The sequence below is a fragment of the Streptomyces sp. NPDC017890 genome (assembly GCF_044328675.1).
Taxonomy (GTDB): domain Bacteria; phylum Actinomycetota; class Actinomycetes; order Streptomycetales; family Streptomycetaceae; genus Streptomyces.
The window spans coordinates 285,218-298,014 of the sequence record NZ_JBIRHU010000004.1 but is presented as its reverse complement, the minus strand read 5'-3'; the positions used below and the strand labels follow the sequence as shown (position 1 = coordinate 298,014).

At 70.9% G+C, this 12,797-nt stretch carries 10 protein-coding genes; 5 read left to right on the top strand and 5 right to left on the bottom strand.

The features are described 5' to 3' along the window. Positions 1-4: 4 nt before the first annotated feature. The gene (locus ACH4F2_RS07845; protein WP_398131837.1) at positions 5-970 is read right to left on the bottom strand and encodes an ABC transporter substrate-binding protein; all 966 of its coding nucleotides are present in this window, start codon (positions 968-970) and stop codon (positions 5-7) included. Positions 971-1,612: 642 nt separating this feature from the next. Here ACH4F2_RS07845 and ACH4F2_RS07840 point away from each other — a divergent pair. The 4 genes from ACH4F2_RS07840 to ACH4F2_RS07825 all read left to right on the top strand — a co-directional run bounded on the left by ACH4F2_RS07840 (position 1,613) and on the right by ACH4F2_RS07825 (position 5,013). Then, positions 1,613-2,842, top strand: a complete 1,230-nt coding sequence (locus ACH4F2_RS07840; RefSeq protein WP_398131804.1) for an NADP-dependent malic enzyme — start codon at positions 1,613-1,615, stop codon at positions 2,840-2,842. Positions 2,843-3,146: 304 nt separating this feature from the next. Then, on the top strand, positions 3,147-4,112 hold the full coding sequence (locus tag ACH4F2_RS07835) for a zinc-binding dehydrogenase (RefSeq protein WP_398131803.1): 966 nt from the start codon (positions 3,147-3,149) through the stop codon (positions 4,110-4,112). Between the two features lie 128 nt (positions 4,113-4,240). Further along, positions 4,241-4,450: a helix-turn-helix domain-containing protein gene (locus ACH4F2_RS07830; RefSeq protein WP_398131802.1), complete on the top strand. Its 210-nt coding sequence runs from the start codon at positions 4,241-4,243 to the stop codon at positions 4,448-4,450. Then, positions 4,450-5,013, top strand: coding sequence for a Clp protease N-terminal domain-containing protein (locus ACH4F2_RS07825; protein WP_398131801.1), 564 nt, complete (start codon positions 4,450-4,452; stop codon positions 5,011-5,013). The genes ACH4F2_RS07830 and ACH4F2_RS07825 overlap by 1 nt, the downstream gene beginning before the upstream one ends. Before the next feature lie 161 nt (positions 5,014-5,174). On the opposite strand, the gene ACH4F2_RS07820 is transcribed toward ACH4F2_RS07825, so the two are convergent. After that, positions 5,175-6,251: a helix-turn-helix transcriptional regulator gene (locus tag ACH4F2_RS07820; protein WP_398131800.1), complete on the bottom strand. Its 1,077-nt coding sequence runs from the start codon at positions 6,249-6,251 to the stop codon at positions 5,175-5,177. A gap of 1 nt (position 6,252) precedes the next feature. After that, positions 6,253-7,203: a DUF4097 family beta strand repeat-containing protein gene (locus ACH4F2_RS07815; protein ID WP_398131836.1), complete on the bottom strand. Its 951-nt coding sequence runs from the start codon at positions 7,201-7,203 to the stop codon at positions 6,253-6,255. A gap of 137 nt (positions 7,204-7,340) precedes the next feature. Between ACH4F2_RS07815 and ACH4F2_RS07810 the strand changes: the two genes are divergently transcribed. Then, entirely contained in the window at positions 7,341-8,156 is an 816-nt protein-coding gene (locus tag ACH4F2_RS07810) for a hypothetical protein (RefSeq protein WP_398131799.1), read from the top strand. Positions 8,157-8,464: 308 nt separating this feature from the next. On the opposite strand, the gene ACH4F2_RS07805 is transcribed toward ACH4F2_RS07810, so the two are convergent. Then, positions 8,465-8,647, bottom strand: coding sequence for a DUF6104 family protein (locus ACH4F2_RS07805; RefSeq protein WP_005312030.1), 183 nt, complete (start codon positions 8,645-8,647; stop codon positions 8,465-8,467). Between the two features lie 202 nt (positions 8,648-8,849). Further along, positions 8,850-12,698, bottom strand: coding sequence for a multifunctional oxoglutarate decarboxylase/oxoglutarate dehydrogenase thiamine pyrophosphate-binding subunit/dihydrolipoyllysine-residue succinyltransferase subunit (locus ACH4F2_RS07800; protein WP_398131798.1), 3,849 nt, complete (start codon positions 12,696-12,698; stop codon positions 8,850-8,852). Positions 12,699-12,797: the final 99 nt, after the last annotated feature.

Genomic DNA, 12,797 nt, shown 5'->3' with positions numbered 1-12,797 from the left:
CGGTTCAGGAACCGCCGTTGATCTTGGCCTCGGTGATCGCGCCGTCCGCGACGCCCCACTTGTCGATGATCTTCTTGTACTCGCCGTTGTCGATGAGCGCCTGGACGGCGGCCTGCAGCGCGTCGCGCAGTTCGGTGTTGCCCTTGGCGACGGCGATGCCGTAGGGGCCCGCCTCGACCTGGTCGCCGACGATCTCGAAGTACTTGCCGCCGCCGGAGTTCTTCACGGAGTAGGCGGCGATCGGGAAGTCGGCTGAGACGACGTCCGCGCCCTTGGAACGCATCCGGGTCTCGGCCTCGGGGTTGGTGCCGAAGTCCTCGATCTTCAGGGTCTTCTTGCCGTCCTTCCCGCACTTCGTCGCCTGCTCCTTGGCGAGGTCGTGGGAGAAGGTGTTGCGCTGCACGGCCATGGTCTTGCCGCACAGGTCGTCCCAGGTCTTGATCCCCTGGTCGTCGCCCTTGTTGGTGTAGAGCGAGACGCCCGCCGTGAAGTAGTCGACGAAGTCGACGCCCGCGCCGACCTTCTTGCCGGTGTCGGCGTCGATGCCCTCCTGGCGCTGCTTGGTGTCGGTCATGGCCGACATGGCGATGTCGTAGCGCTTGGACGCGAGACCGCCGACGAGGGTGTCGAACGTGGCGTTCTGGAACTCGAACTCCACCCCGAGCTGCTTGCCCATCGCCTCGGCGAGGTCCGGGTCGATGCCGACCACCTTGCCGGAGTCGTCCTTGAATTCGACCGGCGCGTAGGCGATGTCGGAACCGACCTTGATGACGCCCTTGTCGCGAATGGACTGCGGCAGCTTGTCGGCCAGCGGGGCGGCGCTCTTCGACGAGCTCTCGTTGCCGGAGTCGTTGTCCTTGGTCTGGTCGCCGCATCCGACGAGCAGCAGAGCGCCTGCGACCGCGATCGCACCGACCGCTGCTGTCCGGGAGTGCGCGGCGGTCGTACGACGGGTGGAGCGTGCGGTCATGGTGGTCCTCCGGCGGATGATGGAGTTGCCGATGGGGGCGGTGGAGTTGCCGATGGGGGCGGGACGCCGGCCGGGGGACCGGCAGGCGCGGTGGGTCGACGAGAGCACACGCCTTCGAGTGTCGCGACCTCGTGTGATTACGGCATCTTGCCATTCGGACTCGGCCATTCAGGGGGGACGCCATGTCAAAATCGGATAACGGGTGACCCCCCGAACCACACCAGGTCGGTACATCACGACCGAACCTTTACGGGAATCAACCCTTCCGGCCGGAAGATCTTCGGCATTCCTCGATATGCAGGCACTGTTCGCTCGCGCGTGCGACCTTTGGGAGTGTGTTCTCCAGGCCTGTCAAGGGGTGTCGAGAAGTTGTCCGGATCCCTGGCTATGAGTCATGTCACCGGCATGCGGCGTTCGAGGTCCGACATGTGAGCTTGCGCTTATCGGGCTCGTCGTCGGGGGTGTCCGTCGGGTAAGAAGGTTCTTTACACCCCTCATCAGGGGCTCAGGGCGCGTGTGCGGCGTGCCCGTCGCGCAGGGGCCCGTGTGACCCAGTCGGCCGTCTCCCTGCGCGGTGCCCGCCCATTCCTCACCAGGAGTGGACAAACCCTCAAACCATGAACTCTTAAGGGGTAAGACAAAGTGGCAGCGGAGATCGTCAATCCTCGCAGCGACAGCGACGCCAGTACGGAGCAGGAGGCGGGCACGGAGCCCCTCGACTCCTTCGACCCCGCGTTCGCGCTGCACCGCGGCGGCAAGATGGCCGTGCAGGCCACCGTGCCGGTCCGCGACAAGGACGACCTGTCCCTGGCGTACACGCCCGGCGTCGCGAAAGTGTGCAGCGCGATCGCCGAGCAGCCCGACCTCGTCCACGACTACACGTGGAAGTCGTCGGTCGTGGCGGTCGTGACGGACGGTACGGCGGTGCTGGGACTCGGGGACATCGGGCCCGAGGCCTCCCTTCCGGTGATGGAAGGCAAGGCGATCCTTTTCAAGCAGTTCGGCGGTGTGGACGCGGTCCCGATCGCGCTCGACTGCACGGACGCCGACGACATCGTCGAGACGGTGGTGCGGCTCGCGCCCTCCTTCGGCGGCGTGAACCTGGAGGACATCTCGGCGCCACGGTGCTTCGAGATCGAACGCAAGCTCCAGGAGCGCCTCGACATCCCGGTCTTCCACGACGACCAGCACGGCACGGCCGTCGTGACGCTCGCGGCCCTGCGGAACGCCGCTCGGCTGAGCGGGCGGACCCTGGGCGAGCTGCGCGCGGTGATCTCGGGCGCGGGCGCGGCCGGTGTCGCCATCGCCAAGATGCTGGTGGAGGCCGGCATCGGGGACGTCGCGGTCGCGGACCGCAAGGGCATCGTGTCGGCGGACCGGGACGACCTGACCCCGGTCAAGCGGGAGCTGGCCGCCTTCACCAACAAGGCGGGGCTGTCCGGCTCGCTGGAGGCCGCCCTCGCGGGCGCCGACGTCTTCATCGGCGTCTCCGGCGGTACGGTGCCGGAGCCGGCGGTCGCCTCGATGGCGAAGGGTGCGTTCGTCTTCGCGATGGCCAACCCGAACCCCGAGGTACACCCGGAGGTCGCCCACAAGTACGCGGCGGTCGTCGCGACCGGGCGCTCGGACTTCCCGAACCAGATCAACAACGTGCTGGCGTTCCCGGGCATCTTCGCGGGCGCGCTGCAGGTGCGGGCGTCCCGGATCACCGAGGGCATGAAGCTCGCGGCGGCCGAGGCGCTGGCCTCCGTGGTGGGCGACGACCTCGCCGCGGACTACGTCATCCCGTCCCCGTTCGACGAGCGCGTCGCGCCCGCCGTGACGGCGGCGGTGGCGGCGGCGGCCCGTGCCGAAGGGGTCGCGCGCCGGTGACGGTGTGACGACTGAGCAGTGAACGGCCTCGTCCTTGGCGGACGGGGCCGTTCTCTTTCCCGGGGGCGGGGGCGGGGGCGGGAGCGGAGCAACGAGGGGGGCGCGGGGCGGTGGGTGCGGCCCGGTGGCGCGGGGGTGGCGGAGCCGGACGGCGCGAGGGTGGCGCCGGTCGGGTGGCGGAGCCGGACGGCGCGGGGGTGGCGCGGCTGGGTGGCGCGGGGTGGGGGCGGCCGGGTGACAAGAGGGCGTGTGTCACAGGGGCGGACGGTTTCGGATGGCGGGTGGGGAACCTATCGTCAAGGTCATGTTCGCTGTCTACGCCGCCCGAATCGACCGCGACCAGCCGCTGACCGGCCTGGAGTTGGGAGAGCGCCCGTCTCCCGAGGCCCGTCCCGGCTGGAGCGTCGTCGATGTCAGGGCCGCCTCCCTCAACCACCACGACCTGTGGTCCCTGCGCGGCGTCGGCCTCCCGGAGGACCGGCTGCCGATGATCCTCGGCTGCGACGCCGCCGGTGTCGACGAGGACGGCAACGAGGTCGTCCTGCACTCCGTGATCGGTCAGACGGGCCACGGGGTCGGTCCCAAGGAGCCTCGCTCCATCCTCACCGAGCGCTACCCGGGGACGTTCGCCGAGCAGGTCGCCGTGCCGACCTGGAACATCCTGCCCAAGCCGAAGGAGCTCTCCTTCGAGGAGGCCGCCTGTCTGCCGACCGCCTGGCTGACGGCGTACCGGATGCTGTTCACCAACGCCGGGGTGCGTCCCGGTGACTCGGTGCTGGTACAGGGCGCCGGCGGCGGGGTCGCCACGGCCGCGATCGTGCTGGGCAAGGCGGCGGGACTGCGGGTCTTCGCCACCAGCCGGGACGAGGCCAAGCGGAAACGGGCCGTGGAGCTGGGCGCCGTGGAGGCCGTCGAGCCGGGCGCGCGGCTGCCGCAGCGGGTCGACGCCGTCATCGAGACCGTGGGCGCCGCCACCTGGTCCCACTCGGTGAAGTCGCTGCGGCCGGGCGGCACGCTCGTCATCTCCGGCGCCACCAGCGGCGACCGGCCCTCCCATGCCGAACTGACCCGGGTCTTCTTCCTGGAGCTCCGGATCGTCGGCTCCACGATGGGTACCAGGGACGAGCTGGAGGACCTGCTGTCCTTCTGCGCCGCGACCGGCGTGCGTCCCGTCATCGACGAGGTCCTGCCGATGGACCGGGCTCGCGAGGGCTTCGAGCGGATGGCCTCCGGAGAGCAGTTCGGCAAGATCGTGCTCAGCGGCTCCTGATCCTCACGCGTTCTCAGGATCTCCTACGGCGGGCCCGGTTTTCCGGGCCCGCCGTTCGCGCTCTCCGAACCACTCCAGCATGTCAACCGGGGTTGACGATCCACAGAGTGTCAACCTACATTGACAGCATGAGTGAAGCAACGGATCTCGCCGCGCGTGCGGGTGACCGCGACCCTCGGGTCGGGCTGCGGGCCGTCGCCGCACTGCGGATGCTGCTGGAGCAGCTGGAGGCGGTGCAGGTGCGCAGCGCGCGCAGTCAGGGGTGGTCGTGGCAGGAGATCGCCAGGGAACTCGGGGTCAGCAGGCAGGCCGTGCACAAGAAGTACGGGAGGCGTTGATGTTCGAGCGATTCACGAAGGATGCCCGGGCCGTGGTGCAGGGGGCGGTCGAGCACGTCGAGGGGGCGCGGGCGCAGACCGTCGACGCCGAGCACCTGCTGCTCGCCCTGCTGGACCGGGAGGGCAGTCGCGCGTCCTTCGCGCTGTCGGCGCTCGGCGTCGGCGAACGCAAGGAGGAGGTACGGCAGGCCCTGGCGGAGGCGCGGCGCCGTGCCGGGCTGACGCGGGCCGAGACCGACGCCCTCGCCGGGCTGGGGATCGACGTCTCCGAGATCGTCGCCCGGGTGGAGGAGGCTCATGGCGTCGGTGCGATGTCCGGTGACCGGAAGGACAAGCGCTGGTGGTCCGGGCGCCGCAGCTTCGGCAAGGGTGCCAAGGAGGTACTGGAGCAGGCCTTGCGGGCCGCCGTCGCCCGGGGCGAGCGGCATATCGGGGACGAGCACATCCTCCTCGCCCTCACGGTCCGCCCCGGCGTGCCCGCCGAGGTGCTCGCCGACCTCGGGGTGACCCACGAGTCGCTGACCAGGGTGCTGGGCGGCGGAGCTGGGGAGGCCTGCGCCTGACGTGCGCGGCGCCCCGGCGGGGCGCCTCCGGCAGTGTGCCGGGGAGCCGCGCCGGGTGCCGCGCCGAGTGCCGCCCCGGGGGTGGCGTCGGGGCCGCGTCGGGGTGCCGCGTCAGGGGAGCACGTCGGGGCCCAGGCCTTCGGGACAAGTACCTTCGGGATTCAGGCCTTCGGTGCCCGCAGTGCCGCCCCGATGTGTGCCGCGGCCGTCGACAACTGGAGACGGGCGTCGCGGAGCTGGTCGGCAGTGACGCCGTGGTCCCGGGCCGCGTCCCGGATGTCGTCCCGGAAGCGGTCGAGCAGCCGGTCCAGGTCGCGGGCCGGGTCGCCGGTGGAATCCGCGGTGTCCTCGTGGGCCCAGGAGGGGGCGTAATCGGCCGGGAAGTCCTCGCGGGTCGCGGAGTACTCGGGCCGGTGCGCGTTCGGGCCGGTGTCGGTGCGCCCGAATCCCCAGTCCTTGCCGAACTCCTTACCGAAGTCCTTCCCGAAGTCGCCGACCTCCTTGGCCAGTTCGCTCAGGCCCTCGCGCAGCCCCGTCGGCCAGTCGCCCCGCGAGAAGTGGTCCTGGACCTGCTGCTGGACCCGTTGGGCGATGCGCTGCACCTCCTCCTGCGCCTGCGCCCGGGCCCGCTCCTGGGCCTCCTTGGCTTGGTGCCGGGCCCGCTGGGCCTCCTCTCGGGCGCGGCGGCTCTCGTCCTTGGCGCGGCGGGCCTGCTCCTTCCACTCCTGCTTGACGCGCCGCATCTCCTCCTTGGCGGCGCGCCAGGCCTCCTTGTCGTCGGTGTCCGCGGTGTCCGCGGTGCCGGCGGAGGAGTCGTCGCCCTCGCCGTGCGCCCCCGGGCCGGAGCCCCGACGGGCGGCGCTGGCCGCGGCTCGCATCTCCCGGCGCAGGTCACCCGCGGCGCCGCGCACGTCGGCCCGGATCTCGGCGGCGAGCTCGGCGACCGACTCCCGGATCTCCAGCTCCAGGTCGGCCAGTTCACCACTGCGGTCGGCCAGCTCGGCACGGCCGGCGTCGGTGATGGCGTACACCTTGCGGCCGCCCTCGGTGGTGTGGGTGACCAGGCCCTCGGCCTCCAGCTTGGCCAGGCGCGGGTACACCGTGCCGGCCGATGGCGCGTACAGGCCCTGGAAGCGCTCTTCGAGGAGCCGGATCACCTCGTAGCCGTGGCGCGGGGCCTCGTCCAGGAGCTTGAGGAGGTAGAGACGGAGGCGGCCGTGCGCGAAGACGGGGGGCATGTCAGAGCACCTTCTTTTCGGTCGTGCCATCGGCCGGGGCGTCGGTGGCGCCGTGATCCTGGCCGGAAGCGGAATTGTCCCCCGAGTTGTCCTGCGCGTCGCCCTCCGGGCCGGTGTCCTCGGGCCCCCGATCCCACGATGTGTCCTCCGCTGCCGGACGGCGCAGCAGGGCTATCGAGCCGGAGATGGTCGTGGCCTTCAGCCGGCCGTTGCCCGCGCCGAGCCGGCCGGTGATCCTCTTGGCACCCCACTGGCCGCCCACCCGGAGGTCCTCGAAGGCGCTGGAGACCGTGCCGCTGGCCGTGTTCGCCTCCACCCGGGCGTCGGCGGGCTGGGGCAGCCGGATGGCGATCTCGCCCGAGACGCTGGTCAGGTTGATGTCGGTGGGGCCGCCGGCCGTGTCCAGGTCGACGATCATCGACCCGCTCACGGAGTCCGCCCGGACGGAGGACCCCGCCTCCACCACCGTCAGGTCGCCGGAGACGGAGTTGAAGCGCAGGTCTCCGCGGAGGGCCTGTGCCTCCACATTCCCGGAGACGGTGTCCGTGCGGACCGGGCCGGCGAGGCTCACCAGCGTGGTGTCCCCGGTGATGCCCTTCACCTCGGCGCGCCCGTCGAGCCCGGAGATGACGGCCGAGGCACCGACCACGCCGACCTCCACGCGGGTGCCGCTCGGCACGGCCAGGGAGACCACCGCGCTGCGGCGCCAGCCCTTGCGGTCGAGCCACTTGAGGAAGCCCTTCCAGGGCAGGTCCTCGTAGGCCACGGTGAGCACGCCGTCCTGGTGGGTCACGATCAGGGGTGGTCCCTCGGTCTCGGAGACCTCCAGGCGGGCGGAACCTTCGTCCGTGCCCACGACGTTCACTGTTCCATTGACGATGCGTACCTGGAGCTCGCTCACGGACTCGTCGAAGGTGAGTTTCCTGGGCTCCGCGACGGACCACTCGGGCATGGTGCAGACCTCCTCGACCGAACGCGCCATATCGCGTCCTCCCTAATTCACGATATATCGCGGGCCTGGAAAGTCAAGGGACACGTTCCGGTGATCCGTGCTCGGACGGGGAGCCTCGATTGCCCTAGCTTGTGAACATGCCGACGGAAGAGTCCGTATCTGCCTCCGCCTCCGCTTCGGGTGCCCTGCTCCTGTGCCGCGCCGCGCCGGACTCGGTCGCCGTCGTCGTCCCGCTCCTGGGCGAACGCATGCCGCTGCTCCGGGCCGGCGAGGAGTGGAGCGTGCTCGTCCCCCAGGGCGGACCCTGGCGGCACGGCGACGAACCGGTCGACCGGGTGCTCACCGGCTGGGCGGCGGCGCTCGCCGTCGGCGCCCCGTGGCCCGTGATCGCCCTGTGGTGGGACGCCGACCGGGCCGGCTGCACCCTCGCGTCCGGTTTCCGCCGCACCGTCGGTTACGTGTGGCTCGCGGACGGCACCCCGGCCGGCGAGGACGAGGCGATGCGCACGTTCGCCGGCCGTCTCGGCCTGGACCCCGTACTGGACCTCCAGTCGCTGGACCGGCTGACGAGGCCCGACCCCGAGGCCGACGCCCGTACCAGGATGCGCGGACTGCTCGCGGTCCTCACGCGCGCGGGAGTCGCCCTCCCCGCCGGTCTCGTCCCCGGCGAATCCGCCGACCGCCTCGGCGCCGCCGCCCGCGCCCTGCCCGGCGTCACGCGGACCGAGGCCGCCGGGCGGCGCCCGACCGCCGGCGAAAGCCGTCTCGCCCCCTGGATGCCCTGGGTGGGCGGACCCGGAGCCCGCGCCCTGGCCCTGGCCCAGATGGCGGCCGGGCTGCCGCTCACCGCCTGGGCTCTGCGGCGCCGCAGCGGGGGCTGGATCACGGCGGGGGTGCTTCTGGTCGCGCACGGAGCGCTGGGGATGGCGTACGGGCTGACACGGAGTCCGTGACAGCCACTGGGGTTGTGGTGGCGGACAGCCTCCGGGGCCGTGGCGGGGCCTCACCTTTGGGGCCGTGGCGGGGCCTGACCTTTGGGACCGTGGCGGGGCCTGACCTTTGGGACCGTGGCGGGCGCTCACCTTTGGGGCCGTGGTGGCGGACAGCCTCTGCAACCGTAGCGGGGCTCACCTCTGGGACCGTGGCGGTGGGCAGCCTCTGGGACCGTGGCGGCGGACAGCCACCGGGGCCGTGGCAGCGGGCAACCTGCGGGACGCGGCGAGGGGACAGCCTCCCGGACGCGGCGGCGTACCCCGTGGAACTACTCCTCGTCGTCCTCGTCGTCCAGCCGCGCCAGCCAGGTCGCCAGCCGCTCCACCGGCACCTCGAAGTCGGGGTTGAGGTCGACGAAGGTCCGCAGCTGCTCGGCGAGCCACTCGAAGGTGACCTCCTCCTCGCCGCGCCGCTTCTCCAGTTCCTCGATGCCGCGGTCGGTGAAGTACAACGTGCTCTCCGTCGGATGGGTCGGCTGGACCGACTGAGTCGAACAGGGGATGGGGTTCCGTGGGAAACCGCTGGTCCCAGGATAGGCGCGCCCGTACCCGCGCCCGCACGCTCCCGGCCGCCGGTACGGGTACGTACGCCGCAGGGCCCGGCCCCGGTCTCCCGGGGGCCGGGCCCTGCGACGTCAGGCCGGTTGTTCAGGCTCAGGCCTCGAACACCTCACGCACCAGCTGCTCCTGCTCGGCCTGGTGCCGCTTGGCGGAACCCACGGCCGGGGACGAGCCGTGCGGGCGCGAGATGCGCCGCAGACGCTCACCGTGCGGGACGTCGGCGCCGACCGCCAGGTCCAGGTGGTCGATCAGGTTGAGCGCGATGAACGGCCAGGCACCCTGGTTCGCCGGCTCCTCCTGGGCCCACAGGTACTTCTCGGCGTTCGGGTACTTGGCGATCTCCGCCTGGAGCTCGGCACCCGGCAGCGGGTACAGGCGCTCGATGCGGATGATGGCCGTGTCCGTGATGCCGCGCTTCTTCCGCTCGGCGTCGAGGTCGTAGTAGACCTTGCCGGCGCAGAAGACGACCTTCTTGACCGCGGCCGCGTCGACCGAGTCGTCGCCGATGACCGGGCGGAACTGGCCCGTCGTGAACTCCTCCGCCTTCGACGCCGCGGCCTTCAGGCGCAGCATCGACTTCGGGGTGAAGACGACCAGCGGCTTGTGGTGCGGGTTGTGCACCTGCCACCGCAGGAGGTGGAAGTAGTTCGACGGAAGGGTCGGCATCGCGACCGTCATGTTGTTCTGCGCGCAGAGCTGGAGGAACCGCTCCGGGCGGGCCGAGGAGTGGTCCGGGCCCTGGCCCTCGTAGCCGTGCGGCAGCAGGAGGGTGACGCCGGAGGTCTGGTTCCACTTCTGCTCGGCCGACGAGATGAACTCGTCCACGACCGTCTGCGCACCGTTGACGAAGTCGCCGAACTGCGCCTCCCACATCACCAGCGCGTCGGGGCGGGCCAGCGAGTAGCCGTACTCGAAGCCCATCACCGCGTACTCGGAGAGCAGGGAGTTGTACACGTTGTACCGGGCCTGGTCCTCGGCCAGGTACAGCAGCGGCGTGAACTCGTCGCCCGTCTCGCGGTTGATGAGCACCGCGTGGCGCTGGCCGAAGGTGCCGCGCTGCGAGTCCTGGCCGGACAGCCGGACCGGGACGCCCTCGAGGAGCAGCGAGCCGACGGCGAGGGTCTCGCCCATGCCCCAGTCGATCGTGCCGTCCTCGACCATCGCCGCCCGGCGCTGCAGCTGCGGCAGCAGCCGCGGGTGCACGGTGACGTGGTCGGGGATGTTGACCTGGGACTCGGCGATCCGCTTGACGGTCTCGGCGGTGACCGCGGTGTTCACGGCGACCGGGAACTCGGCCTGCGGGTCCGAGGGCTCCGCGGCGGACGGCTGGGCAGCCGCCTCGCGGACCTCGGTGAAGACCTTCTCCAGCTGGCCCTGGTAGTCCTGCAGAGCCTGCTCGGCCTCTTCCAGGGTGATGTCGCCGCGACCGATGAGGGACTCGGTGTACAGCTTGCGCACCGAGCGCTTCTTGTCGATCAGGTCGTACATCAGCGGCTGGGTGAAGGCCGGGTTGTCGGTCTCGTTGTGACCGCGGCGGCGGTAGCAGATGAGGTCGATCACCACGTCCTTGTTGAACGCCTGGCGGAACTCGAAGGCCAGGCGCGCCACGCGGACGCAGGCCTCCGGGTCGTCGCCGTTCACGTGGAAGATCGGGGCCTCGATCATGCGGGCCACGTCCGTCGCGTACATGGAGGAACGCGACGACTCCGGGGCGGCGGTGAAGCCGACCTGGTTGTTGATGACGACGTGGACCGTGCCGCCGGTGCGGTAGCCGCGCAGCTGCGACATGTTCAGGGTCTCGGCCACCACGCCCTGGCCCGCGAAGGCCGCGTCGCCGTGGACCGCGACCGGCAGGACGGTGAAGTCGGTGCCGCCCTTGTTGATGATGTCCTGCTTGGCGCGGGCGACGCCCTCGACGATCGGGTCGACCGCCTCCAGGTGCGACGGGTTGGCGACCAGCGAGACCTTGATCTGCTCGCCGTCCAGGCCGGTGAAGGTGCCCTCGGCGCCCAGGTGGTACTTCACGTCGCCGGAGCCGTGCATCGACTTCGGGTCGAGGTTGCCCTCGAACTCGCGGAAGATCTGCGCGTACGACTTGCCGACGACGTTGGCGAGCACGTTCAGCCGGCCGCGGTGGGCCATGCCGATGACGACCTCGTCCAGGCGGGACTCGGCCGCCGAGTCGATGACCGCGTCCAGCAGCGGGATGACGGACTCGCCGCCCTCCAGGGAGAACCGCTTCTGGCCGACGTACTTGGTCTGCAGGAACGTCTCGAACGCCTCGGCGGCGTTCAGCCGGCGCAGGATGCGCAGCTGCTCCTCGCGCTCCGGCTTGGTGTGCGAGCGCTCGATGCGGTCCTGGATCCACTTGCGCTGCTTCGGGTCCTGGATGTGCATGAACTCGACGCCGGTGGTGCGGCAGTACGAGTCGCGCAGCACGCCGAGGATGTCGCGCAGCTTCATCAGCGACTTGCCGGCGAAGCCGCCGACCGCGAACTCGCGCTCCAGGTCCCACAGGGTGAGCCCGTGCTCGGTGATGTCCAGGTCGGGGTGCTTGCGCTGCTGGTACTCCAGCGGGTCGGTGTCGGCCATGACGTGGCCGCGGACCCGGTAGGAGTGGATCAGCTCGAAGACGCGGGCGGCCTTGGTGACGTCGTCGTCGTGCGAGGCGTCGATGTCCTTGAGCCAGCGGACCGGCTCGTAGGGGATGCGCAGCGCCTCGAAGATCTCGTCGTAGAAGCCGTTCTCGCCGAGGAGCAGGTTGGCGACCTGGCGCAGGAACTCGCCGGAGGCGGCGCCCTGGATGACCCGGTGGTCGTAGGTCGACGTGAGCGTCATGACCTTCGAGATGCCGAGCTTGTTCAGCGTGTCCTGGCTGGTGCCCTGGAACTCCGCCGGGTAGTCCATCGAGCCGACGCCCATGATGACGGCCTGGCCGGGCATCAGGCGCGGCACCGAGTGGACGGTGCCGAGGCCACCGGGGTTGGTCAGGGAGACCGTGACGCCGGTGAAGTCGTCCATCGTCAGCTTGCCGTCGCGGGCGCGGCGGACGATGTCCTCGTAGGCCTGCCAGAACTCGAAGAAGTTCAGCGTCTCGGCCTTCTTGATCGCCGCGACGACCAGCTGGCGGTCGCCGTTGGGCTTGACCAGGTCGATGGCGAGACCGAGGTTGACGTGCGCCGGCTTGATGAGGGTCGGCTTGCCGTCCTTCTCGCCGAACGCGTAGTTCATCGTCGGCATGGCCTTGATGGCCTGCACCATCGCGTAGCCGATCAGGTGCGTGAAGGAGATCTTCCCGCCCCGGGCGCGCTTGAGATGGTTGTTGATGACGATGCGGTTGTCGAACAGCAGCTTCACAGGGACCGCGCGCACGGACGTGGCCGTGGGCAGCTCCAGTGAGGCGTTCATGTTCTTCACGACCGCGGCGGCGGGACCGCGCAGGGTCACCAGCTCGGGGCCCTCGGGGGAGGCGGTGGCCTCCTTGGCGGGCGCGGCGGCCTTCGCCTGCGGCTTGGCGGCGGGCTTGGCCGGGGCCGGAGCGGCCGGAGCCGCCGGTGCGGCAGCGGCGGGCTGCGCGGCCGGCTTCGCGGCTGCGGCGGCCGGCTGGGCCGCCGTCCGGGGCTGGGCCTGGGCCGGAGCCTGGGCGGGAGCCTGCGCCTGCGGTGCGGGGGCGGCCTGCGGCGCGCTGCCGGAGTCCGCGCTCGTGGCACCGGAGCCCGTGGCACCGGAGGCGGCCTGGGCCGCGGGCGCGCCCGGCTTGTAGTCGGCGAAGAAGTCCCACCAGGCTCGGTCCACGGAGTTCGGGTCCTGGAGGTACTGCTGATAGATCTCGTCGACGAGCCACTCATTGGCACCGAACGCGGCCGCGGGGTTCTTGCCCGCGTTGCCCGCTTGGTCGGTGTCGGTCGAGATGCTCGAGTTACTGGGGGACTGTGGCGACACGGCGAGAACCGCCCTCTTCCGCTTCTTCACAAGATGGTGGACAGCGGGAATCAAGGCTACGCCTCCCGGACCCGGAAGGTCAGACCGGGCCGTTCATCG

Coding starts and splice junctions, on each gene's coding strand:
- ACH4F2_RS07845 (WP_398131837.1), bottom strand. CDS start 970: ATGACCGCACGCTCCACCCGTCGTACGACCGCCGCGCACTCCCGGACA.
- ACH4F2_RS07835 (WP_398131803.1), top strand. CDS start 3,147: ATGTTCGCTGTCTACGCCGCCCGAATCGACCGCGACCAGCCGCTGACC.
- ACH4F2_RS07830 (WP_398131802.1), top strand. CDS start 4,241: ATGAGTGAAGCAACGGATCTCGCCGCGCGTGCGGGTGACCGCGACCCT.
- ACH4F2_RS07825 (WP_398131801.1), top strand. CDS start 4,450: ATGTTCGAGCGATTCACGAAGGATGCCCGGGCCGTGGTGCAGGGGGCG.
- ACH4F2_RS07820 (WP_398131800.1), bottom strand. CDS start 6,251: ATGCCCCCCGTCTTCGCGCACGGCCGCCTCCGTCTCTACCTCCTCAAG.
- ACH4F2_RS07815 (WP_398131836.1), bottom strand. CDS start 7,203: ATGCCCGAGTGGTCCGTCGCGGAGCCCAGGAAACTCACCTTCGACGAG.
- ACH4F2_RS07810 (WP_398131799.1), top strand. CDS start 7,341: ATGCCGACGGAAGAGTCCGTATCTGCCTCCGCCTCCGCTTCGGGTGCC.